The sequence below is a fragment of the Roseovarius sp. THAF27 genome, assembly GCF_009363655.1.
Lineage (GTDB): Bacteria > Pseudomonadota > Alphaproteobacteria > Rhodobacterales > Rhodobacteraceae > Roseovarius.
This window is the reverse complement of sequence record NZ_CP045393.1, coordinates 3,074,208-3,096,818: the sequence shown is the minus strand read 5'-3', so window position 1 is coordinate 3,096,818 and position 22,611 is coordinate 3,074,208. Positions and strand designations below refer to the sequence as shown.

The 22,611-nt window shown below is 58.1% G+C and carries 19 protein-coding genes and 1 tRNA gene; 13 read left to right on the top strand and 7 right to left on the bottom strand.

The annotated features are described in order from the left end of the window. Nucleotides 1-343: 343 nt before the first annotated feature. Entirely contained in the window at nucleotides 344-1,210 is an 867-nt protein-coding gene (gene metF / locus FIU89_RS15420) for a methylenetetrahydrofolate reductase [NAD(P)H] (RefSeq protein ID WP_152493417.1), read from the bottom strand. Nucleotides 1,211-1,311: 101 nt separating this feature from the next. On the opposite strand from metF, the gene FIU89_RS15415 reads away from it, so the two are divergent. The 7 genes from FIU89_RS15415 to FIU89_RS15385 all read left to right on the top strand — a co-directional run bounded on the left by FIU89_RS15415 (nucleotide 1,312) and on the right by FIU89_RS15385 (nucleotide 5,529). Then, nucleotides 1,312-2,235 (top strand): LysR family transcriptional regulator, encoded by a 924-nt coding sequence (locus tag FIU89_RS15415; RefSeq protein ID WP_152493416.1) that lies wholly within the window; start codon nucleotides 1,312-1,314, stop codon nucleotides 2,233-2,235. Nucleotides 2,236-2,297: 62 nt separating this feature from the next. Beyond that, entirely contained in the window at nucleotides 2,298-3,182 is an 885-nt protein-coding gene (locus FIU89_RS15410) for a carbon-nitrogen hydrolase family protein (RefSeq protein ID WP_152493415.1), read from the top strand. An 81-nt stretch (nucleotides 3,183-3,263) separates the two neighbouring features. Further along, a complete protein-coding gene (gene infA, locus FIU89_RS15405) occupies nucleotides 3,264-3,482 on the top strand; it encodes a translation initiation factor IF-1 (RefSeq protein WP_005978431.1) in 219 nt (72 codons plus the stop codon). Nucleotides 3,483-3,567: 85 nt separating this feature from the next. Beyond that, nucleotides 3,568-4,164, top strand: a complete 597-nt coding sequence (locus FIU89_RS15400; protein ID WP_152493414.1) for a nucleoside triphosphate pyrophosphatase — start codon at nucleotides 3,568-3,570, stop codon at nucleotides 4,162-4,164. Next, entirely contained in the window at nucleotides 4,161-5,183 is a 1,023-nt protein-coding gene (locus tag FIU89_RS15395; RefSeq protein ID WP_152493413.1) for a ribonuclease E/G, read from the top strand. The genes FIU89_RS15400 and FIU89_RS15395 overlap by 4 nt, the downstream gene beginning before the upstream one ends. Beyond that, nucleotides 5,180-5,374 carry a DNA gyrase inhibitor YacG gene (locus FIU89_RS15390; protein ID WP_152493412.1) on the top strand — a complete coding sequence of 65 codons (195 nt, stop codon included), beginning with the start codon at nucleotides 5,180-5,182 and terminating at the stop codon, nucleotides 5,372-5,374. The genes FIU89_RS15395 and FIU89_RS15390 overlap by 4 nt, the downstream gene beginning before the upstream one ends. 80 nt (nucleotides 5,375-5,454) lie before the next feature. Continuing rightward, nucleotides 5,455-5,529, top strand: a tRNA-Phe gene (locus FIU89_RS15385). A gap of 451 nt (nucleotides 5,530-5,980) precedes the next feature. On the opposite strand, the gene FIU89_RS15380 is transcribed toward FIU89_RS15385, so the two are convergent. Further along, nucleotides 5,981-6,328: a ParD-like family protein gene (locus tag FIU89_RS15380; protein ID WP_254701701.1), complete on the bottom strand. Its 348-nt coding sequence runs from the start codon at nucleotides 6,326-6,328 to the stop codon at nucleotides 5,981-5,983. A 218-nt stretch (nucleotides 6,329-6,546) separates the two neighbouring features. Here FIU89_RS15380 and FIU89_RS15375 point away from each other — a divergent pair, with 218 nt between their 5' ends. Continuing rightward, nucleotides 6,547-6,771, top strand: coding sequence for a hypothetical protein (locus tag FIU89_RS15375; RefSeq protein WP_152493410.1), 225 nt, complete (start codon nucleotides 6,547-6,549; stop codon nucleotides 6,769-6,771). A gap of 3 nt (nucleotides 6,772-6,774) precedes the next feature. On the opposite strand, the gene FIU89_RS22955 is transcribed toward FIU89_RS15375, so the two are convergent. After that, complete coding sequence (locus tag FIU89_RS22955; RefSeq protein ID WP_368373267.1) at nucleotides 6,775-6,939, bottom strand: RES domain-containing protein; 165 nt, start codon at nucleotides 6,937-6,939, stop codon at nucleotides 6,775-6,777. A 424-nt stretch (nucleotides 6,940-7,363) separates the two neighbouring features. On the opposite strand from FIU89_RS22955, the gene FIU89_RS15370 reads away from it, so the two are divergent. Further along, nucleotides 7,364-9,592: a hypothetical protein gene (locus FIU89_RS15370; protein WP_152493409.1), complete on the top strand. Its 2,229-nt coding sequence runs from the start codon at nucleotides 7,364-7,366 to the stop codon at nucleotides 9,590-9,592. Nucleotides 9,593-9,698: 106 nt separating this feature from the next. On the opposite strand, the gene FIU89_RS15365 is transcribed toward FIU89_RS15370, so the two are convergent. Beyond that, entirely contained in the window at nucleotides 9,699-10,616 is a 918-nt protein-coding gene (locus tag FIU89_RS15365; protein ID WP_152493408.1) for a hypothetical protein, read from the bottom strand. A gap of 516 nt (nucleotides 10,617-11,132) precedes the next feature. Beyond that, nucleotides 11,133-13,148 carry an ATP-binding protein gene (locus FIU89_RS15360; protein WP_152493407.1) on the bottom strand — a complete coding sequence of 672 codons (2,016 nt, stop codon included), beginning with the start codon at nucleotides 13,146-13,148 and terminating at the stop codon, nucleotides 11,133-11,135. Nucleotides 13,149-13,622: 474 nt separating this feature from the next. On the opposite strand from FIU89_RS15360, the gene FIU89_RS15355 reads away from it, so the two are divergent. The 4 genes from FIU89_RS15355 to FIU89_RS15340 all read left to right on the top strand — a co-directional run bounded on the left by FIU89_RS15355 (nucleotide 13,623) and on the right by FIU89_RS15340 (nucleotide 18,781). After that, nucleotides 13,623-15,260: a carbamoyltransferase C-terminal domain-containing protein gene (locus FIU89_RS15355; RefSeq protein ID WP_152493406.1), complete on the top strand. Its 1,638-nt coding sequence runs from the start codon at nucleotides 13,623-13,625 to the stop codon at nucleotides 15,258-15,260. A 75-nt stretch (nucleotides 15,261-15,335) separates the two neighbouring features. Then, nucleotides 15,336-16,169, top strand: a complete 834-nt coding sequence (locus FIU89_RS15350; protein ID WP_152493405.1) for a glycosyltransferase family 32 protein — start codon at nucleotides 15,336-15,338, stop codon at nucleotides 16,167-16,169. Between the two features lie 187 nt (nucleotides 16,170-16,356). After that, nucleotides 16,357-18,300 carry a family 16 glycosylhydrolase gene (locus FIU89_RS15345; protein ID WP_216647031.1) on the top strand — a complete coding sequence of 648 codons (1,944 nt, stop codon included), beginning with the start codon at nucleotides 16,357-16,359 and terminating at the stop codon, nucleotides 18,298-18,300. A gap of 187 nt (nucleotides 18,301-18,487) precedes the next feature. Then, nucleotides 18,488-18,781 carry a hypothetical protein gene (locus FIU89_RS15340; protein WP_172978137.1) on the top strand — a complete coding sequence of 98 codons (294 nt, stop codon included), beginning with the start codon at nucleotides 18,488-18,490 and terminating at the stop codon, nucleotides 18,779-18,781. Nucleotides 18,782-19,079: 298 nt separating this feature from the next. On the opposite strand, the gene FIU89_RS15335 is transcribed toward FIU89_RS15340, so the two are convergent. Both FIU89_RS15335 and FIU89_RS15330 read right to left on the bottom strand, forming a co-directional pair. Then, nucleotides 19,080-20,594 carry a hypothetical protein gene (locus tag FIU89_RS15335; RefSeq protein ID WP_152493402.1) on the bottom strand — a complete coding sequence of 505 codons (1,515 nt, stop codon included), beginning with the start codon at nucleotides 20,592-20,594 and terminating at the stop codon, nucleotides 19,080-19,082. A gap of 21 nt (nucleotides 20,595-20,615) precedes the next feature. Then, nucleotides 20,616-22,517: a hypothetical protein gene (locus FIU89_RS15330; protein WP_152493401.1), complete on the bottom strand. Its 1,902-nt coding sequence runs from the start codon at nucleotides 22,515-22,517 to the stop codon at nucleotides 20,616-20,618. Between the last annotated feature and the right edge of the window lie 94 nt (nucleotides 22,518-22,611).

The window sequence follows — 22,611 nt, the reverse complement described above, 5'->3', positions numbered from 1 at the left end:
GGACGGTGGGTTTGTAGGGGCCGCGCATCGACGGGCCGCCCCCACGGCCCGGCGATTGGATGACGTTCGGTGGATCGCTCAACATTGTTTCGGATCTGGCCTGGATAAAGTGCTGCCGAACTACCGTCGGATCGCCGCGCCGCGGCCCGTCGATGGCGCTTGAGGATATAGATCACGCGTCTCCGCAAAGAATTCAACCCAGACGGTCGAGCACGGGTCAAGCACGCACCGCATTACCTGCGCGCCTGACAGGTGTGCACGAAAAAGCCCCGCCTTCGGGGAAGGCAGGGCCAGGCGCTGCGACAGCCCCGGGGAGGGGAGTGTCACAGGGATCAAAGGTGCGTCAGGCGACGTCGCGCAGTTCGACCTTGGGCGTGACGCCCAGGGCGTGGCAGACATCGCGCGTCAGCTCGGGGCGGTTGAGCGTGTAGAAATGCAGGTGCTCGGCGCCGCCCTCGATCAGTTCGCTGCAAAGCTCGGTGGCCAGGGCCGTGGCCAGCAGCGTCTCGCGGTCGTCGCGGGCGGCCTTGGTGAAGGCCTCGTCCAGCCAGGCGGGAATTTTCGTGCCGCAGGCGGCGGCGAAGCGCTTGGTGCCGCCCCAGTTCTCGATCGGCAGGATGCCGGGGATGATGGGGGCGTCGATGCCCGCATCGGCACAGGCGTCGCGGAAGCGGAAGAACGCCTCGGTGTCGAAGAAGAACTGGGTGATCGCCTCGGCCGCGCCGGCGTCGATCTTGCGCTTCAGGTAGTCGATATTGGCCTGGGCATCCGCCGCTTCGGGGTGCACTTCCGGGTAGGCGCCGACGCGGATCTTGAAGCGGTTCATGTCGGCCAGCGCCGAGATCAGCTCGCAGCTGTCGGCAAAGCCCTCGGGGTGGGGCGTGAAGCCGTCCGCACCCTTGGGCGGGTCGCCGCGCAGGGCGACGATCTCGTTCACGCCAGCATCGGCGAAGTCCTGGGCGATGGCCAGCGTTTCCTCGCGGGTGGCCTCGACGCAGGTGAGGTGGGCAGCGACGTTGAGGCCGCTGGACTTGTGCAGCGTGGCGACGGCATCGCGGGTGAGTTCACGGGTGGTGCCGCCGGCGCCGTAGGTGACCGACACGAAGCTGGGGTCCAGCGGCGCGAGCGTCTGGACGGTGTCCCAGAGGCGGAACGACGCCTCCAGCGATTTCGGCGGGAAGAACTCGAAGGAAACGGTAGGGGTGCTCATGACGGGTATCCTGCAATGGGGTGTTGGGTCTCTTGTCGCAGGCGCGCGTATGTGAGACAACTTCATAAAATTCATGGTTTGAATGAGGCGGGCTAATATTCATGCATATCGACTTTCGCCATCTGAGGACGATCCGGGCCATTCACCAGGCCGGGGGGCTGGCCCGTGCGGCGGATCTTCTGCACATCACGCAGTCTGCTTTGTCCCACCAGATCAAGGGGTTGGAGGATCAGGCGGGGGTGGAGCTGTTCGTGCGGCGCTCGAAGCCGCTGAAGCTGTCGGCGGCGGGTCTGCGGCTGCTGCGCGTGGCCGAGAAGGTGCTGCCCGAGGTCGAGGCGCTGGAGGCGGAATTCAGCGGATTGCGGCAGGGAAGCGCCGGGCGGATGCATATCGCCATCGAGTGCCACGCCTGTTTCGAGTGGCTGTTCCCGGTGCTGGAGCGATTCCGCCAGACCTGGGCGGAGGTGGATATCGACATAAGGCCGGGCCTGGCCTTCGACGCGCTGCCGGCGTTGCAGAAGGAGGAGGTGGACCTGGTGGTGTCGTCGGATCCCGAGGACCTCGATGGCGTGATCTTTCAGCCGCTCTTTGATTACGAGCCGTTGTTCGTGGCCTCCAGCCAGCATGTGCTGGCGGGCAAGGATTTCGTCGAGGCGGATGACTTTCGCGACGAGACGCTGATCACCTACCCGGTGGACCGCTCGCGGCTGGATATCTTCACCGAGTTGCTGACCCCTGCCAAGGTCGAGCCACGGGCGGTGCGGCAGATCGAGCTGACGGCGGTGATCCTGCTGCTGGTGGCGTCGAATCGCGGCGTTGCGGTGCTGCCCGATTGGGTGTTGCGCGAGCAGCGGACCAGCACGGAATACATCACCCGGCCAGTCACGAAGGGCGGGCTGACAAAGCGGCTGTACGCGGCGATCCGTGAGGACGAGGCGGACAAACCCTACATGGCGCATCTTCTTCGGCTGGCGCGGGAAATTCCGCTGCGGATGCAACGGCCGGTGGAGCGAGAAGCGGTCTGAGTGGCGCCTGGCCGGTCGGGCCGTTAGGGTGCCGGTGAAACCTGTCATGGAAAGCGAAAACGATGAAGATTGCGACTGCGGCCTACCCGCTGGACGAGTTCGACAGCTGGGACGCCTATGCCGAGAAGATCGAGGCCTGGGTGGCAGAGGCGGCCGGGCAGGGGGCAGACCTGCTGGTCTTTCCCGAGTATGCGGCGATGGAACTGGCGCCCCTGGCGAGGCGGGCGGTATCGGCGGAGCTGGAGTCGTCCTTGCGGGCGGTGTCGGAGCGGATGCCCGAGGCGGACGCGCTGCATGAGACACTGGCCGGGCAGTATGGCGTGCATATTCTTGGCGGCTCCGCCCCGGTCTTTGACGACGCGCTGGGTCCGCGCCCGGTGAACCGGGCAGCGTTCTTTGCCCCCGGCGGGGGCAAGGGCGTGGTGGACAAGCAGATCATGACCCGCTGGGAGCGGGAGCCTATGGCGTGCGTGGGCGGCGGGCCGCTGAAGGTGTTCGATACCGCGCTGGGGCGGGTTGGCGTACTGATCTGTTATGACAGTGAATTTCCGCTTCTGGGACGCGCGATGCAGGATGTGGACATCCTGCTGGTGCCGTCCTGCACCGAGACGCTGGCCGGGTACTGGCGGGTGCGGATTGGGTCCATGGCCCGCGCGCTGGAGCAGCAATGCGTCAGTGCCATGTCGTCGCTGGTGGGCGAGGCCGCATGGTCGGAGGTCTGCGACGTGACGACGGGTGCGGGCGGCGTGTTCGGACCGCCCGACATCGGCTTTCCGCCGACGGGCGTGCTGGCCGAGGGGGTGTTGGACGCGCCGGGATGGACGTTTGCCGAGGTCGACCTGGAGAAAATCGCGCAGGTGCGGGCGGATGGCGGGGTGCTGAACCGAACCCACTGGGCCGAGCAGGCGGGACGCGACGGCACCCCCAAAGTTGAACAGCTGCAATGATATTTGACTTGAAAACCTTGGGGAATGGGGCCATTTAAACGCCTGTCCTGCGACCGGCAGGGCGGAAATCAAGGAGAGACCATGGCCAAGGAAGATACGCTCGAATTTCCAGGTGTCGTGAAGGAACTCCTGCCGAATGCGACATTTCGGGTCGAGCTAGAGAACGGCCATGAGATCATCGCCCACACGGCAGGCAAGATGCGCAAGAACCGCATCCGTGTTCTGGCAGGCGACAAGGTTCAGGTGGAAATGACACCTTACGATCTGACCAAGGGTCGGATTAACTATCGATTTAAGTGAGGCGAAACAGGGTTTTGCCTGGTGCGCGGAAGCGTTTCACCTGAGGTGAAATGCGTGCGCACCCCGTCGATCATCTGGGGGCAACATGACGACAGCGCAGAGCCCCAAGTTGATCCTGGGCTCCGGCAGCCCGCGACGCCGGGATCTGCTTGCGCAGATCGGCGTCGTGGCCGATGACGTGCGCCCGCCGGATATCGACGAGACCCCCGAAAAGGCCGAGCTGCCGCGCCCCTATTGCGTGCGCATGGCGCGGGAAAAGGCGCTGGCCGTCGAGGCCGGGGGGGACGATATCGTGCTCTCTGCCGATACGACCGTGGCGCTGGGCCGGCGCATCCTGGGCAAGCCCGCCGATGCGGGCGAGGCCGAGGATTTCCTGCGCAAGATGTCGGGGCGGCGGCACAAGGTGATCACCGCTGTGGCTGTGCGCCGCGGTGACCGCCTTTGGGAGCGCGACGTGGTCAGTGCCGTGAAGATGAAGCGGCTGGATGATGACGAGATCGCGTTCTACCTGGGATCCGGCGATTGGCAGGGCAAGGCCGGGGGATACGGCATCCAGGGGCCGGCGGGCGCGTTTATTCCGTGGATTCAAGGCTCGTTCACGGCCATCGTGGGCTTGCCGCTGAAGGAAACCGCGGGGCTGCTTCTGGCCGCGGGATATCCGCTCTGGAAGGAAAAGACATGAAGGGACGCGTGGTGGCGCTGGGCCAGCTGGGCGATTTCGAAGCGGCGGCGCTGATGGAAGATGGCGTGCTGTCCGACCTGCTGGTGGACACTGACCTGCCGCGCCCGGGCACGATCTATCGCGCCGTGATCGAGCGGCCGGTGAAAGGTCAGGGTGGCCTGTTCGTGAAGACGCCTGACGGCAATGGGTTCCTGCGTCAGGTCAAGGGAATGAGCGCCGGTGGCACCGTTCTGGTTCAGGTGACGGGCTATGCCGAGCCGGGCAAGGCAATCCCGGTGACGGCCAAGGTTCTGTTCAAGAGCCGCTATGCGATCGTCACGCCCGGCGCGCCGGGGATCAACGTGTCGCGGGCAATTCACGATGACGACTTGCAGGACCGATTGATGCTGATCGGCAAGGATGGGATGGCGGGGGACGACAATGGCCTGATCCTGCGCTCGGCCTGCGCGGGCGCGGACGAAGAGGCCGTGGCCGAGGACGTGGCCCGCATGGCCGAGCTGGCCCGCGCGGTCATGGCCGATGCGAGCGGCAAGCCCGAAAAGCTGGTCGAGGGGCCGGGGCCGCACGAACTCGCGTGGCGCGACTGGCCGGAGCCCGAGATCTGGGACGAGGACGCGCAGGCGTTCGAGCACCACGGCGTGCTGGATGCGGTCGAAGCGCTGGCCAGTCCCCGCGAGGATCTGCCGGGCGGGGCGAGCATCTATGTCGAGCCGACGCGGGCGCTGGTGGCGGTGGATGTGAACGCGGGCGGCGACACCTCTCCGGCGGCTGCGGTGAAGGCCAACATGGCCGCCGCGCGCATCTTGCCGCGGGCCTTGCGGCTGCGGGGGCTGGGCGGGCAGGTGGTGCTGGACCTCGCACCCATGCCCAAGAAGGACCGCAAGACCTTCGAGGCCGCGCTGCGCGCCTCGTTTCGCCGCGACACGGTAGAGACGGCCCTTGTCGGCTGGACCCCGCTTGGGCACTATGAGTTGCAGAGAAAGCGAGACAGGCTGCCGCTGCCCAAAGGTGTGATATGAGTTGCCCGATTTGCGGCGAAGACACGGTGAAGAAATACCGTCCCTTCTGTTCCGAACGCTGTGCCAACCGCGACCTTGGCGCGTGGCTGCGCGGGGATTATGCCATTCCATCCAGCCGGTTGGACGATGCCGAGGAGGTCGCCGAGGCACTGGAAGCGGCGCAGAACGCGGCCCCGGGAAAACCCCACTGAAAAGTGGCAAAAACCCACTGGACAGTGGCGTGGCCCTCGCCTAGAAAGCCGGAACCCGAACGGCGCGCCCGTTCACCCGTGCCCGGGTAGCTCAGGGGTAGAGCAGTGGATTGAAAATCCTCGTGTCGGTGGTTCGATTCCGCCCCCGGGCACCATTTAAATCACGCATGCCTTGTTTAAGTGTATGAAATTGTTCCGTAAAATTAAAATTGCGCCAGCGTGCGAGGCAATTTTGTATCACAAATTGTATCACATTTTACGTTTGATGGCAGATAAAATGCGGCTTCACGCGTAGCTCTCGGACTTCATGTTTGGTCGTCCTTTCATCGAGATGGGTAAGGCAACCAACCATATCTTTCTTGCTTTTTGGACCGCCCGTATCTGACGATAGATATCCTACCAGTCGCGATTGCGGATTGGGCACAGAGCGGTGGTGCGCTGAGCGCACTTCACACACGAGCTGCGTAAGTAATCGAAACTAACAAATATCGGCGTATTCATGTCGACCTCATTGTGCAGTTAACTTAGATGGGGGTGATCCCAGCCATTCCTCTCAAAAAATTCGGTTTGCGCCGAGCGGGAGAGCAATCAGGATCATTGTCGGGCTCATTCGTCGGCCTGTACGCCCGCGCGGACGATTTTCCCGGAAGCATCAAGACCCACAGCTTTGCCGCTCTTGTGAAGATCAGCGAAGAAAGACACCTCGTCCGGGCTGGGGTTCGACATCTTGTCCAGGAACACGTCTGAACATACGGCCTTTTCCTCGGCAGTCAGTGCCCCTGTTTCAAGCTCTCCAGTGAACACCCGCGAGATTTTGGCATAATCGAAACTGCCAGATCGCTCGATTGCGCGACCGATCCGCGCCCAGTGCATAATCTGACCTGCAAGCGAACGGTTCTGAAACCCGGAAACGACGCGCGCATCATCAATAAATGCATCATCGGCGAATTTCACAGACTTTGCCATTTGCCAACTCTTACGGCAAAAGCTGGCGTTTCGCCACCCCAATGTCAGGTAATCGCCGTCACGACGCACCAACGCGCCGCGTCGGGCTTCAGAGTCAGCCTTGATGAGTGCCGCCTCTTCTATCTGCGCCTCTGTCAGCGAGCCGCGTTCTGCGCTATCCTCTCAATATGACACAGCGAGACACATCGACTCCCAGCCACGATGAGTTGGAAGAGGAGATCCGAATTCTGCGCGCGGCCCTTGCCCGCCTTGGTGGCGATGTTCTCGCCGAGGACATCCTGCGCGCCGACCGTGACGATTGTGAATCGGAAACCCTGTCCCGGCTGCTCCGGCAACGGCAGAAGGGCCCTTTCGTCTCGGACGAAGTGGGCAGGGCGCAAACCGAGGCGATGATTGCGCGCAAGCGCATGGAGCGCGCGATTGGCGACTGACGTTTAGAGGGCGAGACGGCTGGGCGGGTTGTATCGCCCGCCATAGATTGCTGCGCCGGCACCAGAGGCCGGGTCAAACGCCCATTTCGGATCATGGGCGCGATAGACCAAGCGTCTCAAATCTCCCCTTGTAAGCCTTTCCACGAGAATTCTGACTTTCCGACGCATATAGGTCGTCCCCAAAAGTGACCAAGAACCAGCTTGATACGTTTGTCGATAGGCCCGTAAGGTGTGAGTTTGAGGCTACCTCGACCTCGCAACCGCAGCGAACGACCGACTCAACGGGTGGCAATGCGGCATTCAGAGAAGCGATGAACGGCAACTCCGGGCCGTTCGCCACGCTCGAAAGGGAGGGGCGGTTAGCGGGCATTCGCTGCGGGTGCGAACCCATCATAGACGCATTGCGGAAGCAGACATTCAATCTGGATCGCACAGCCGAGCTTAGGACGACCTACAAGGGCGGTTTCCTGACATTCGCTGCAACGAAGATGAATGGCGGGTGCGCCGATGGCAACAGACTGGACACAGTTTTTTTTGAATTGGATAATACAGCTTCGGACCTACGCCAAAACAACACCGGATTAGCTGACAGTTGCCCACGGATGAGTTCTACGTTCACGGCTATGAGTTTCCGGGAGATGCCAAAGCTGTCGGGACAAACAGTCTCACGGCGGATGAAGCTGATGACGGCCTTGCGCCGCGCGAAGCCTTTGATCTGAACACTCAGAAGCTTTTGAGCTTTCTTGATAGTCGGGATGCACGCCTGGCGCTTTCGAAGACTGCGCACCAGTGCATTCTTGAAACGATTGTCATGGGCAAACCTGATCCATCGATAGAGCTCGGCAGCCTTGAAATATTGCAGGCGCTCTATCTGACACGCCCACCGCGTCTGTCCCGCATTCCCACAGCACCGGGCAGTTTCTCGCGCCACTGGCGTGTACTCGGACGCATGATGAGTGCCTTCATGGCGGAGCAGGGCGAGGCACTGGACACGGAGAACAAGACGGACGTGCTTATTTGGAGGGTTCGCCTTCAGACCATGTTCTACCGTTTTCCCTTTGATCAGGACGTGTGCGCCGGGATCATCGGCAATATCCTCTCTCGCGTTGATGTCAAAGTCCCGCAAGTTGAGCCGTTTGCCGCGCAGTATGCCCGGCTCTTGGATGTGTCTCGGCTTGTCAGCGACCGGATCACGGAATTTTACGCGAACTGTGGCGAAATGCTGCGGGCAAAGACGCACGAAGAAGTCATTGCGCGGATCGAATACTTCTGCGCCCGTAGCGCGGTTGCAGCGCGCCTGTGGGCGAGGTGCCGACACCAGGAGCGCTCCGTCAGGGACCTCAGCCATCTCGGCTATCAACTATCGGAACTCGCAACGCCGTGGCTGTTCACGCTTGAGAAGGAAGAACTTGTCTCCAAATTCGGCGATGAAATCCTGCCTCTGATTGCACGGTTCTCACACACGAGTGGAGAGCTTTCCGGCGCGGACCCCCGACGCTTCCTCATGGACAACCCGGTGTGGCAGAAGCCCTTTATTGCCATGCCGGATGAGACGTATCTGCTGCCGATCCAGTATTTTCCCTACAGCCATCCTTTCCGTATTGCCGAGCACTTGATCGGCAATGAACCGAAGGTGCGTAAGGCATATAGTGACGCCCGTGCTGAATATCTGGAAGACTCGCTGGCCGAATTACTGGAACTGGCTATGCCCAGTGCGTCTGTTTATCGGAGCGTGATCTGGGATGATCCGGCAAATGGCGTGCGCTATGAGAATGACGTTGTTGTCGTTCTCGACAACTTCCTGTTCATGTTCGAGGCCAAGTCCGGAAAGATTAGTCCGGCGGCACGTCGCGGCGCTGGGAAAAGTCTTGAGACCAATGTGTCTGACCTATTTATTGAGCCCGCGAAACAGGCGCGCCGACTTCAGGACTATTTGAATGATCGTACTGTCTCGGTAAGCCTACGGGAAAAGAAGACCGGCAAACCGGTTCCACTTAATTTAGACCGGTTGAAGGTTGCCTTCAGCTACAGCATCTGCATTGAACACTTCGCCTCGCTTTCCGCAACCCGGGAATTCTTCGCAGAGAGCGGCATTCTCGGTGCGAACGAGCCGTGGGCACCAGTGCTCTCGCTCGGGGAACTCGACATGGTGGCGCGGTTTCTCGATTCCGAAGTTTCGTTTGCGCACTACCTGACGCGACGTCCACTGATCGGTACGCAACTGGACTATGAGGGGGATGAGCAAGACCTGCTTTCAATGTATCACACAAACGGATTCTGCTTTCTGGGACGCGGTCCAGAGGGCAAGCGGATACTGTTCCACAACTCCGACGCGCAAGTCAGGAAGAAGACCGTTCCGGCAATCAACCGCGCGACGCCGACGGTTGTGGGGATTACCATGCCGCCGTTGTGGCAACGCACCGTCGCGGAAATCTATACGTCAACCATCGGCACAGTGCGGCACCGCTTTGACATCATCTTTACAATCCTCAACCAGGCGCCCCCGGCATTATCAGAACTTCAGAACTACGTGCGAAAATGGCGACGCGGCGGCGGCGGAGCAGGCAAAGGCCCGCAATACAGTAAGTACACAGTCGCGAACCGTCAGTTCGTCGTGGCGACTTGGCTTCTGGCAAAGGGCTTTGAGAGCGAGGAGGCCCTAACGGCCGAGGCGCGCCTTCTCGCGCACGGCGTCGCCAGCGAGTTCGACGGCACATCAGATGTTGTGGTCTTCGTCTATCTGAAGAAGTCGCGCGAGATCACGCATAACGGCGTCTTTTTCTTCCGGCTTGGCCAGGAGGGCATTGGCAGAGTTATCTGAGAGTGGGCGTAAGCGCGGGAAAGCCTTGGCTTCGGATGCTCAACTCGCCGACACGACACGGCGCACGTATCGGATTGGTTGTCTGTCCGAATGATGCCTGAATTCCTTACTCGTACCAAGAAGACGTATCGACCTTAATCGGCTGAGTGGTCTCGAATTTGTCAAGATCCGTGACAGGAGACCGCAAGCTCACCTCGAAGGGAAATGAATCATCCAGCGTTGCGCCTTCACCCCGGCGGAAATCGGACCCTGACCCGTATACGAGTTCGACATTCACGTCACCCGTGACGCCCACATACACATGCGACTGGTCGATCTTTTCGACCGTGATTTCATCCACAAAAGGGTATTCGACACGGGTGTGCGTTGACAATATGTCGAGTTCATCGAGCACGGCTCCCAAAAATTCTTGAAGAGTATGTTCGGAGATTGCCTGCCGAAGATGCTCTTTTACGTCGTCGCAAAGAAGATCAATTTCTTCTCTTAGACCATCCAGCGCGGATACGCCATCAACAACAAAGTCGCCGACCTCATCGTCTGGGTGTTTGATACGATCAGGCCGGACGTGGGTGTATTTGCTGGCCTCGTTATAGAGAGTGATAAGGTCAGCGATCGAGCCAGGCTCATCAACGCCGAGAGTAGTCAGCACTGCATCTGGAAGACCGCCGGAAATTGCGTAGCGGAGACGCTGACGTCTCGTGGCAGCTTTCGCGGTCGGGTCCTGCACGTACCAAGGACACTGCTGAACTACGGCGTGAGGCGCGAGAGTATCAAGTTGATATGTCAACAACTCCCGAAAGCATGACGCGATGAGGTTGAGCCGCACAGGATTTTGACGATCAGGCAGCAATCTCTCGATGGCGACACACAGGGCTTTCACAAAGTCATCGTTCGAAGCATCAGCGTATTCACGAAGCTTCTGAAATGCGCGCTCGTTGATCATCGCAGGAGTTGAGAACTGATGCCTCAGACTTCTGAATAGCCCTGAAGGTATCGCCGAAATCATCGCGCTGATGCGTTTCATCTGTATCGCTGCCTTCTGGAAAAAATACGGCCAAGTCGCCACGCGCGCGGGTGAGGATCAAGCAGCGGCTAAGGGCCGTGACCTACTGCTTAAACGGGACGACGTTTGAACCACCATTGGCGAAAGCGACTGCGCCTTCACTGCAAATGGTGCTGATTGCCTCCTCGAAGGCGGCTCGGTCGTCTTCAAAGAGATAGTCCCAGACAATGGATGTCCCGTCTTCGGTGTCCACCTCAATGGTACCCCATCCTCTACGATGCGCTGCGAGGCGCTGGAAATGACAAGGTTGGGTTCGCGTTCCATCTGAATACCTCTTTGATCTGAGGTAGATGATAGAAGCACTGATCATGAAAGCCAATGTCCGCAAAGCGGGATGCTGTGGCAGCATAATGAGCAATCGACGAAAGGCCGCTCTGGGCCCGCTCAGCCGGGCAAACTGCCTCACCTGACAGCACCGCGAAGTATAACCGCGCAGTCGTCTCCTAATTCCGAGAGCACTGCCATCTGTTCACTCGGTTATTTGGCTGGAGACGCCTCGTCGGCTGCCTCCGCTTCATCGGTGTCATTCTCGCTTAGAACTCCGACCAAATATCTGTTGTACGTTTTCTTGAGATACTGGAGCGCCGAGTCCTGATCGACGTTGGCCTGGAGGTGATCCTGCACAAACTGGAGCCGAGACTTGCAGCCGGTGAGAACCTCGGCCCAACTCTTAACCCAGACCTCGACGTTCGAATCTTCTGATAGGAAGACCCGACCGGGCGGCGCATCCTTCTGACGAGTCTCGTGGCGCGCGAACCCGTCGAGGTCGTTCGAAATAACCCAGAAGCTCCATCGAGTCTTCACATGCCGAAACCGCTCATCCTCGGCGATCGAAAAAGCATACTTCTTCGCCTGGGTAATCTCGTCGGCGCCAACCTTCACGGATGGCCGTTTCAGCTCGACTACCAAGTGCTCGCGCTCATTCGCTCGACTTTGCGGTACGGCTCGCGATAGCATGAGATCGATGATGCCGACCTTTTCGTCGATCCTCCTGACCGGCTTGTCGATGACAGTGTCGGAGCCGATTTCCTTTTGGTGCTTGCGTAGAACTTCGGTGAGCGACTTGTCGTCCACAGTAAGGCTGAACTCTTCACCGAAGAGCCACGTGTTGTTCTCGGCGATCATCCGATGGAGCTGGCTGCGCTCTTTCAGGTGCTTCTTGGTGTCTGGGTCAAAAAGTAGCGCTTCGAGGCCGTGGACGAACTTTAGCCGATCCGCCACCAGCCGCGAGGCGCTGATCACGTTCGCCAAGTCGGCCTCTTCGAGAAGCTTCGACATCTCGCGCTGCGTGCGTTCGGGCAGGTCGAGGACTTCGGTAAGAATGTGCTGAAGCTCGTCCGGGCCACGCTCGATCGCCTGCCGTAACATTCTCATTTGGAATGCGCGGCTCTTGGCGCTTTGACTTCGGAAGTCAGGCAGATGCTTGTTTACGTTCAAAGCTACGATGTCGAAGACCTGCCGCTCCGCTTTGGCTACAGAGGTCTGAGGCTCTGTCCGATAGGGATAAATCTCTTCTTCCTTCCACTGCTCGATCTCGGACTTAGCGGCCTCCACTTCTTTTTCTTTGAAGTGGGCCTTGATGAGTTCGGCTGCGGCGTCGCAGGCCTTCCGGAGGGGCGGATCCATGTCGGCAAGGTCCAGCGCCCCGCGTTGCTGGAGGACATCCACATAGGAAGACCGCAGATAAGCCGAGAACTGGTAGCCGGGTGTGTGGATACGCGGAGCCGTTCGTTGGAATGGAAACCCCTCCGGCCCACAGAGGAAGAACCACCGTTCAGAGGCAGCCTTCCACTCAATCAGATCGACCACGACCGGGTGCTTTCGGTCATCAACGACAATGGGGGCGAGATCGATAGCCTTGCGTTCGGCGATGAGCGCAGAGGGATCGAGCCGTTCATCCTCAACGAAAACACTCACATCACTGTAGTCCGTCAGGTAGAGCGCGAAGACCTCTGAAAGCGCTTGAACGGACCGACCTGGCTGTAGCGAACGATAAGTGCGGTCGAGCTCGGTGATCGTCACTTCGACGCCTGTTCCGAGCACTGACTCGGCCTCAATGGGCTCTGTGACCCTCACGTCGACCAAGTCGTCCCGCAGCAGCGAGATCGTGTAGCTCATCAACTTATCGTCTTGGCGATAACGCACAGACCAGACGGCAGAGCGACCGAGCGCCAAAGCTTTCAACCGCCCCTTTCCCTCTTTACCATGAAGTAGGCGGCCCTTGGACTTGGAACGGCTTCCGTGACGTTTCCACGACCCACCAAGTTTTCCGAAAAGCGCTTCAACGTCGCCGTGGGGAAAGCCGTGACCATTGTCGCGGACGGTTACAGCGCGCATAGCCATGTCGTCGGCATCGATCTCGACATCAACACGAGTGGCGTCCGCATCGACGGCATTCCAAACGAGCTCTGACAACGCTTGTATGGGCTTGGCGCTGGCCAGTTTGTTGAGGTGGTCGCGCTCGACCTGAACCCTGTAGCGTGCGTCAGGCATCGAGCCCCCTTCGACGAATAGTCCCTCCAACCTTATCCTCACTCCTGCCGACCTGCGAGTGATATCTGGCTATTCGCTTCGCGGGCGTGGATTGGTCAACCGTAAAGGAACTTGATGCACAGTGTAGCGAACGCCAGCTCCGTCCCGAACTGCCGACCTCGGAGTCCCTGGCTCCGCTGTGTTCCTCCATGGATGTCCGCTTAGGGGAAGCTGCACCGCGGCGACGGGCCGCACATCGAATGGCAGGTCTGGGCCATTTGCGGCGACCCGATAAGTCGGGGCGGGAAGCGGTCGTTCGCTGCGACGAAATGATACCGAACGCTGCCGTCCGAGGCAGACATTGACCTGCCAAGAGACATCTTTAGCATGTCCACCGTTGCAGCGGAGGCGTTGAACAGAAAGCTTTGTTTTAGCCCAATACAATCGACTTGATGGGCTTAGTTTCGCATATTGGCTTACCAGGGGTCCTAATAGTTGAAAATCCTATCCTACAATCCGGGCCATGATGGCGCGATCGCCTATCTCTCGGACGGCCGGTTGGAGACATCAATCGAGACGGAGAAAGACTCCAAATACCGATACTCGCCATTGTCTGGGCCTGACGTTTTCAATGCGATCGGTGAATTGGAAGGAATCCCGGATGTAATATGCAAGGGAGGCTGGTGGCCAAGCGATCATCACGAATTCATGCACGGATCACCGAGCAACGCTGGCTACCGGGGTATTACGCAAGATGCCATTCTCGTTGCTGAGCAGCGTTTTCTGAAGAAGAATATCCGATACTTTTCGTCTTCTCACGAACGGTCTCATATCCTGTGCGCATATGGTATGTCGCCGCTCCCAACCGGCGCGCCATGCTATGCGCTTGTTTGGGAGGGTGCGATCGGAGCTTTCTACGAAATCGATGCCGACCTCAACATCACTCATCTCGCGGACGTCATGAACCAACCGGGCAACCGCTATGGCCAGATTTATGGCTTTGCCGACCCAAATTTCCCTAAAGACGGTCGCCTTCCTGGCTTTTCAGACGCGGGGAAGCTGATGGCTCTCGCATCGTTTTCTACTCGCAGTGTCCCGACGGCCGAGGAGCGCAAGTTACTTGAATTCCTCCTCGATGGCCCGTTCAGGGAGTTAAGTTCTAACGAGGATGTCACAGGCGCAGTACACTATAACGCCGGGCTCGACGATCCGGAGTTTCGCAACTTCGCCGGCATCTACAGTGACGCGATCTTCGAAACCTTCTATCGCTTTGCGAGGGAAAATCTGAAGCCTAACTTACCCCTCTTGATCGCCGGTGGCTGTGGCTTGAACTGCGACTGGAACACCAAGTGGAAGGAGACCGGCTTCTTCTCCGATGTTTTCGTGCCACCTGTTGCAAACGATTCCGGTTCCGCCATCGGCACTGCAATTGATGCTCAGTTCTACTTCACCGGAAATCCGAAGATCGAGTGGGACGTTTACTCTGGGCTTTCATTTCAGTCCGAGGGCGATATCGATTACGGACGATACGATATCCGCTCGATAGGCCATGACGAAATAGCGGAACTGCTGACCAACGACCTCGTGCTTGGATGGGTGAGCGGTCGTTATGAAATTGGTCCGCGCGCACTCGGCAACAGGTCGATCATTGCCGCTCCGTTTCACGACGGCACCAGGGAGCGCCTGAATACCATAAAGCAACGCGAGCAGTTCCGTCCAATTGCGCCTGTCTGTCTAAGCGAGGACGCTGATCGGTGCTTCGGCTGCCAGAATGAGAGCCCCTACATGCTCTACACATACAAGGTCACTACGGACGCGCTGGCTGCGGTTACCCACGTGAACCACACCGCTCGACTTCAGACGGTCACGCCCGCCTCAAATAAGAACCTTCATAGTCTGCTCGTCGCCTTCAAGGCTCGCACAGGCTATGGAGTATTGTGCAATACCTCACTGAACTTCAGTGGGAAGGGCTTCATCAACAATATTCGGGACCTCGACGCCTACACCGTCCAGCATGGTCTTGACGGATTTGTGGTCGACGGGCGGGCACATCTCTTGAAAAGCTCGCAGCGCTATCAGGACTATCTCGCGAAGTTTACCCATCAGGCCGCAAGCGGGGCCAAAGCAGGGTGACACGTCAGTTCGGACCTCGAAAACGCAGTCGACACCGCCTTACTCAAACACTGGACCCAAAAGGACGCACGCACAATGCGCACTTATCCGCCAGGATTTGAAGAGGACGATACACTTCGTTCTGAATTTATCCGAGACCTTACCCTGCATGTTCTACAGAGCCCCGACACTCACGATGCCGGAGAGCCGCCATTCTCGAGAGAGGTGCCTCGGACACTGATTCAATACTGGCACGACCCGAGCGACCTGCCGAGCGATGTTCGCGACTGCATCGCGAGTTGGGACAGTCTCGCCGATGAAGGTTTCCAGATGCGTATGTTCGGCGATACGAGCGCCGCAGCCTACATCGCCGAACGGTTCGGTACTCGTGAGCGGTCGGCATTCGAGTGCTGCCGACACCCCGCTATGCGCAGCGATTATCTGCGAATGTGTGTCGTCCTCTGGGAGGGCGGACTCTACGTGGATACAGACGATGTGTTGGTCGGTGACGGGTGGACGGAGTTGTTCGGCGATGGTCGATTGAAAGTTCAGCCGCTGTGTTACGATATTCCGAAAGCCGGGATGGTGCCGACCGCCGAGATCTGGCGCGCGGATCTCCCCACCGCCGAACGCATTTTCTATGTCAATAACAATCCAATTGCGGCGCCCGCGGGTCATCCAGTCATTCGAAGCGCACTTGCCCGTGCAACTGATCGGCTACTCGGGGACGAGCCATACCCCGCGATCCAAGCGACGACAGGTCCCGGAAACCTAACGGCCGCGTTGGCTGCCCATGCGCACGACCTAATCGCCGCCGGATCACCTCTCGACTTCGAGATTCTCCGCGACTGGGAGGCCATCGCAGAGACCCGCTGGCACCTTTCTTATCGTAACGATGCGCGCAATTGGCGCTACATGGAAGCTAACTGAGGCCCGGGAGCGACCTATGAACCTCCAAAGAGCTTCAGGAATGTTTCGCCTCTGGACCTTCCGCGCCGCTCGCGCCGCAGCAACCAGACTGCCGGGCGGCCGGATCCCTGCGTTCGGACCGTGTCCACACAGGATTGAGTCCATCCTGATCTTGAATCTTGATCGACAGCCGGCAAGGTGGCGCGGAATGCTCCGCGAACTCGGTCGCCTCCAAACCTTTGACGGAGCCCCTCTCACTTCCATTGCGACACGGCTCGCGTCGGTGGATGCCCGCGACGGTCGCGCCGTTGCCGCCACGGCTGATGTCGACCCGAATTACCGTCTGGGTGACCAGTTCCACGTCCAACCGGATACGCGACTGGAAGCTTGCTTCAGCGCGGACGAGCCTGTCCGCATGACGCGCCAGGAGGTCGCGGTCGCAAGGTCGCATATCGAAGCGTGGAAGGTCATCGCGACGGGCCAGCACGATTACGTCTTGGTTCTCGAGGACGATGTCTGGTTCACGCCACGCGCAGCCGAGACCATCGAGCGCGGCTGGCGCGCGGCCCTCGAACGGTGCCGCGAAGAAGGTGGACCGCGCTTACTCTATCTCTCATACGAGGATGCCGGAGACACAGCCGAGCGCGCTGACCCGTGTGACGCACTCTTCCGGCCCGTTCGCGGGCTCTGGTTTCTCTCTGGCTACGTGCTGTCTCGCGAAGGCGCCGCGGCGCTGCTTCGCGCAATGCCGGTCACTGGCCCCGTCGACATGTGGATGAACTATAGGTTTCAAGAGCTGGGCGCGCTTGCTCTCTCATCGCCTGCGATACTCCAGAGACGGGATTGCGCCTCAGACAACTGCTATTCCGTTCTGCCCTACCTTGCCCGCGCCGGGATCGTCGATGCCGGCGCGGGTCCGATGCCGCCCGAGCGGACTTCTGCGGGGCCGGTGCTGGCTTGGACCGCCGGTGGCGACCGGGAAGGATTGGCGATGGCGCTTTCGATGCTTGGCCTAAGAGTCCGCGTCTTTGACGGCGACGAAAAGAGCCTTTCGTCGGATGAACTCGCCGATCTCACTCTGCAATTCGACGCCCTGGTTGACGTGCCACTTATGTCGACCGCATTTGCGGCAACGATAGGCAGGCCCAACGTGAAGTTCATTATGGAGGCAGGCACAGCCCACCGAGACGGATTGGACACCGGTAGCCTACCCGTATCGAAATTTGTAGTTCTTGACGGTTGCGGGCCCGAGGGTAAGACATGGAAACCGCTCTGTACCCTGCTCGATCTGCCAATTCCGCCAGAGGTCTTCCCAGAAGGAGCCGCGCGGAGCGCCAGGCTATTTCGCGACGATCGCAAAGGCGGCGATTGGTCAGATGACGAGCCAAGCCCGGTGAAGCGAACCCACCTCGACGGCTCTCCGTGGGTGCTTCCACTGGATAGCGGCTGGCAACCGCGGATTCCTGTTGAACGCTCCCTGAATTTCACAGGCGACCTTCTCATTCGCGCATCAATGAAGACAGCGACGACCTCGTTCACCGGCTTGGTGGAAACCTTTCCTGGCAACCTGGCCTCCTTCGCAAAGGAAGGGATCACCTCCAACGAAGAAGGAACACACCTGTTGATCGAGAAGGACAAGAAAGGAGAAAAGTCATACCGCTCTGGAGCATTCGCGTCCGCACGCTCATTCGAATATGGACGATTCGAGGCAGAAATCAGAGCTGCTCGCGGAGCCGGCCTCGTGACCGGATTTTTCTTGCATCGAAGTGCGCCGCGGCAGGAGATCGACGTCGAATTTCCAGGAAACGACCCAGGTGTCATGATCGTCAACGTCTACTTCAACCCCGGTGACGAAGGGATGGCGATGGCCTACGGCTACCGTGGTGCACCTTGCCGGATAGATCTCGGCTTTGACGCCACCGCGGAGTTCCACCACTATGTTATCGACTGGCGTCCGGGCATGATAGCATGGTCGGTCGACGGCAAGGTTCTTCATGAGCGTGTCAGCTGGGATCCTACTCCGATCCCCCATCTACCAATGCGCCTCCATGCAAATCTCTGGGCTTCCAGCTCAACAGACCTCGCGGGGCGGGTCAACGAAAGATCGCTTCCTGCGCGGGCGGTTTTCAGAAACGTCTCAGTTTGGGAATAGATTCTCACAAAAATCAACGAAGCGCGCAGTTGGGCAAACGCAGAAGTTGGCCGAAAATTTTTTTTCGCGGTCGCGCCAAATGACCGGTTTGACGTTCCGCACGGCAGCATGTCTTTGCTAAGTTGAATGCCGGGTATGGGCCGCAAGTGAACGTGTGATTGCCCAGGCCAGGTCACTGAGGCGTTGCATGTTCGTTGTGGCACAGTATCTTGCGGTCATGGAACTCACATACCCAATCAATCTCGTTGGTTTTGAAAGCGACGTCGAGCGCGGTGACGTTGTGACGCGCGATGGCGAGTATCTCGGCGTCTGGACATTTATCAAGGACGAAGACAACGAAACTGGTGTGATTCACTTTGTTGCGGACGGCGAAAGTGAGCCGATTTTCACTGAAAATATTCCGTTTCTGAGTAGTGGAATGAGGACCGGGATGGCTATGAGCGATCTCTGCCGCGCCATCAGAGACTGGCACGAAACTTAGACCGGGAAAACACCACTGGCAACGACTGCGGTGATGCAGGTTCGGCGAAGGACCGGTTCAGGGAAGCTGTGATTCAGCTATGGCCAATCTTGTGAATGACCGCAGAGGGCCGTTCAAGAAAACGAGCGTCTGGCTGAGCGTGAAAAATTACTCCGGCGCGGCACAGTAGGAAGGGCTCGGAGCGGTAACTGCGCTTCGGGCTTCATGAGCGTTCGTTTGTACCACGGTATGCGAAGGGCTGCGTTGGCAAGCGACCCGCTTCCATTGCCGAGCTATTCTGAACCAGTAGAAGCTGATCCTAATTCCGCTTTTTGCCTTCTTCTTCAAGTGGTCCGTATTGGACTCTTTCACGCCGCCTGCGCGCGCGCAACTGGCATCGCAAACTGGCCGCAATTCCAACAGAATCCATTTTGTACTTTTCTGCGGTTTTTGCACTGTTTTGATGGGTTGCGATCATTGCCATAAGTGTTCCGTGCTCGCCGTGCTCCACGCCCAGATCAGTATGAAGCATCGTCCGCAATGTGGTGAAGCTATTGTCCGTGACTTCTTTGAACTTTCTGGAGATATAGCTGTCAGCTTTTGGCCGGCCTCCATGGTGAACAAAGAGAGGCCGCTGGTTCGACAAAGCTTTCTGGCGTTCGAATGGCAAGCGGCGCTGCGGTTGATCTCCGAGCAATAGTGCATCAATGAATTTTCCGTATTCGGGTTCCAGTGGGAACACGAACCTTTCAGGGCGTCGGGCTCGTGTCTTGGAAATCATCGTATCAATGACCCAGAGATCATGATCCCAGTAGAGTGACTTTCCGAACACGAGTTTAGCGGATGCGTTGCGAAGTGGCGCTACACTGTAAATTCCGAGTATGGCGGCTTGATTGCGTCCTTCGTGGCGTCGCCTTGGCGTATTTAGGTGTTTCGACGCAGTCAGAAGATCGTCTGCAAGATCGAGTATCTTTAGCGTTGTATTTCCAGTGCGTGCCAACTCGAAAAACTTAAGAGCTTTCTGACCACTTTCAAAATGCTCCACCATGCGTAGGCGCGTGGCCAGGTATTCGATAGCGTCCTCAGTTGTGGATCGGTAACGGGCAAATCGGTGAAGTTCTTCATATGATGCGCGTATCGTGGCCCATCGCAAACCGTTTTTGCCTTGGCGGCATCGCTCAGTAAGTTCCTGGTCGAAGATGTCTACGGTTTGCTGAGTTATTTCGATGTTTAGGCCGTGTTTTTGTGCCGCCCAAGAGAATTGACACAGCTTCTCGCGCATCCTTTTGATCACTTCGTGAGATGGTGCACGCACACCACCTTTGGATAACCCGCGCGCCATTCTTCTCAGTGTTTCCTTCCAGGCCTCTGGAAGTTCCGAGGGCTCCAACGACACGGACCTTGCACGTGGAGCTCTTCGAGACGGGGGGGCAATTGGATCCCAGGATGTTGCGGTTTGGCGGCTGAAGTCGGATTGAGATCTCGTGTTAGCGGATGCTTCCGGTTCGCTCGCAGTACCACTCGACTGCGCCTCTTCCGGCTGCGCTCTATCCAGCAAGGTTGCAGCATCATGAATGTGACCGACCAAATTGGGCGCGATGATGTTCATAGCGTCTGCCAGTTTTTCAAGTTCGACCATTCTCGATTTCTCAGGCGCGCGTATTGCCCAGTTAGCGAAATGCTCTGGAGTTGGGCTGACGATCCTTTTCTCCGTCGCGAAGTCGAAGAAATCGTCCGCGGCGAACAAGACTGACGTAGAGAGATCAATTAAGCCTGGTTTGTCGAGCAATGGTTGCCAGCGTGTCTTGGACAAAATGCTTGTTCGGGTGGACATGAGTAGCGGACTCCGATGATATCAAACAGGTTGCATCTCTGGGACGCGACGTGCGGCGCGCCGTTTGGAAATATCTCTTTGAAGCGTTTGGACGGTTCGACGCTTGTCGAGGAATGCGTAGTATTTGCGCAGGGTATCGACCTTGTCTCCAAGGATGATTGCAACGTCCGACAAGCAGTTCGGATCGTCATTGTATTGAATCGAGACGTAGCCGTGACGAAAGTTGTGTGATGTCATCGGAATTCCGAGTTCCGTCGATCCCTCCATGAGCCAGAGGTCAAACGTCTTTGTGGAGAGGGCATTTGTCTTTCGGTGGTTTGCTGGAAAAAGCTTATTGCCGCGATTAGCCCCGAGAAAGAGTGGTCGGATCTCACGCAGAAAAAACGACAATATATCGACACCAAGATCTTGCGCCACGTGGCTTCGGATTTGGATAGGCGGGAGTTCTTCGCCCCGCTGTGTGAGGTACTCGCCATTCTTAAGGAACTTGTTCGGGATCTGGATCTCGAAGAAAGGATCGGTCGAGGTGGAATGATCAAAAAGTGTTCGGTCCTTGCCGCGGATTTCGAGATTCAGTGTGTTTGTTTTCCGAAAAGGCGCCCCCTCAAGTTCGATCGCTGCGTAAGCGGCCAGGGTGCCGAATAGTTTCGCCCGGCGCAGTATCTTGCGCGCCCTTCGCCTTTTTGTGTCTGGCAACTTTCTCATGGCCTCCGGCTGGATTAACTCTTGAAGTCTGAACCCTTCGCGCTTGGCTTCGCGTAGGGCAGCTTTGGCTTTCTTGAAGTAGACATGGTGCTGGGTCTCAAAGGTCTCAATCTTGTTGTCATCAACCACGAGGCTGGTGCACCATTTCTCGACTTTGGGGGACATCCGTTCGCCGGCGTTGCGGCCTTCCTCCAGCGCCGAGTTAACTTTCTCAACTCCCAGTATGTACTCTGGCAGCGCGGAACGGCCGGTTCGCGTCAATGTAAGTCGGATCTTGGAGACGTAGCTTGAAATTGACCTGAACGAGAGAGAGCCAGGCTGCCCAGATAGTGCGATCCAATACTCCAGAACATCGTCGAAGATCTCCTTCGTAAACAATTCTTCTGCCGTATCTAAGTAGCTGAGGTCGCCCTCTCCCAGTTCTTGAGCCGTTGACACATAGTTTCTTAGTGCCGCTCGGTACGCGTCACGACTCTTTTTGCTCAAAGGCCGACTGTGCTTCTCGTAACCCTTGGGAACCTGTGTTCTCGCCGCGATATCAACCCAATTATTAATCTCGCCTGAGATTTGATCTGGAATAGCGAAATGGCGCCGCCACCTCTGGTCAATTGCGCCAAAGGCTTTTGGGGGAAGAAAGTCCAATAGTATGCGGTGCTGGCGCAATCGATCAAGAAACCCGATTGCTTTCTTGACGCTCGACCACTCGTTCTGAGTATAGCAGACCTCCTTCAACTGTTCCGTATAGTCGGGATGCAGGTCTCGGACGTCTATCTCGAGTTTGCGACAGTTGTCCTTCAGCCGTGTAAATGATGCAAAGCTTTGGTGAGGCTCGAGACCTGCGTCGACGAGGGCCGTGAGCCGCTCTTCCAGATCAAACCAACCATCAGAACGGGAGGCGCGCTCCTTTCGCTTATCAGCTTCGCCGGTGAACGCTTCGATAAGGCGCTTTCCACCCCTCTGGTATTGTTTGTAACTGTCGTGCGAAAGCGCGGCTGTTTCGAGGTCGCGCAGCAAGTTTCGATCAGTCTTCCGGTACCTTGGACCAACAGACGTGAGGTAATCTTTTACCGAAGCCGGTAGCGTTTCCAGATCACTCTCGTTAAGGCCCCGGAATGCGATGATGTGCCGACAAAGTTTGGCGTCGTTGCGGATTTTTGGGTTCATGTGGGCCTCTCCCCAGTCGAGGCATTCGGCGATGGTGCCAGGTCTTTGATCCATAGTTTTGTCCTTGTTTTGGTTCAGCGCTATTGAAGAAATTAAGCGTTATGGGCGTTTGCCTAACGGAAATCCGCTCGTTTACCTGTGCCGAAAA

What these genes read in the sequence shown, in the direction of transcription:
- metF (WP_152493417.1), bottom strand. Translation starts at nt 1,210, where the DNA reads ATGAGCACCCCTACCGTTTCCTTCGAGTTCTTCCCGCCGAAATCGCTG.
- FIU89_RS15415 (WP_152493416.1), top strand. Translation starts at nt 1,312, where the DNA reads ATGCATATCGACTTTCGCCATCTGAGGACGATCCGGGCCATTCACCAG.
- FIU89_RS15410 (WP_152493415.1), top strand. Translation starts at nt 2,298, where the DNA reads ATGAAGATTGCGACTGCGGCCTACCCGCTGGACGAGTTCGACAGCTGG.
- infA (WP_005978431.1), top strand. Translation starts at nt 3,264, where the DNA reads ATGGCCAAGGAAGATACGCTCGAATTTCCAGGTGTCGTGAAGGAACTC.
- FIU89_RS15400 (WP_152493414.1), top strand. Translation starts at nt 3,568, where the DNA reads ATGACGACAGCGCAGAGCCCCAAGTTGATCCTGGGCTCCGGCAGCCCG.
- FIU89_RS15395 (WP_152493413.1), top strand. Translation starts at nt 4,161, where the DNA reads ATGAAGGGACGCGTGGTGGCGCTGGGCCAGCTGGGCGATTTCGAAGCG.
- FIU89_RS15390 (WP_152493412.1), top strand. Translation starts at nt 5,180, where the DNA reads ATGAGTTGCCCGATTTGCGGCGAAGACACGGTGAAGAAATACCGTCCC.
- FIU89_RS22955 (WP_368373267.1), bottom strand. Translation starts at nt 6,939, where the DNA reads ATGCGTCGGAAAGTCAGAATTCTCGTGGAAAGGCTTACAAGGGGAGAT.
- FIU89_RS15365 (WP_152493408.1), bottom strand. Translation starts at nt 10,616, where the DNA reads ATGAAACGCATCAGCGCGATGATTTCGGCGATACCTTCAGGGCTATTC.
- FIU89_RS15360 (WP_152493407.1), bottom strand. Translation starts at nt 13,148, where the DNA reads ATGCCTGACGCACGCTACAGGGTTCAGGTCGAGCGCGACCACCTCAAC.
- FIU89_RS15350 (WP_152493405.1), top strand. Translation starts at nt 15,336, where the DNA reads ATGCGCACTTATCCGCCAGGATTTGAAGAGGACGATACACTTCGTTCT.
- FIU89_RS15345 (WP_216647031.1), top strand. Translation starts at nt 16,357, where the DNA reads ATGCTCCGCGAACTCGGTCGCCTCCAAACCTTTGACGGAGCCCCTCTC.
- FIU89_RS15340 (WP_172978137.1), top strand. Translation starts at nt 18,488, where the DNA reads ATGTTCGTTGTGGCACAGTATCTTGCGGTCATGGAACTCACATACCCA.
- FIU89_RS15335 (WP_152493402.1), bottom strand. Translation starts at nt 20,594, where the DNA reads ATGTCCACCCGAACAAGCATTTTGTCCAAGACACGCTGGCAACCATTG.
- FIU89_RS15330 (WP_152493401.1), bottom strand. Translation starts at nt 22,517, where the DNA reads ATGGATCAAAGACCTGGCACCATCGCCGAATGCCTCGACTGGGGAGAG.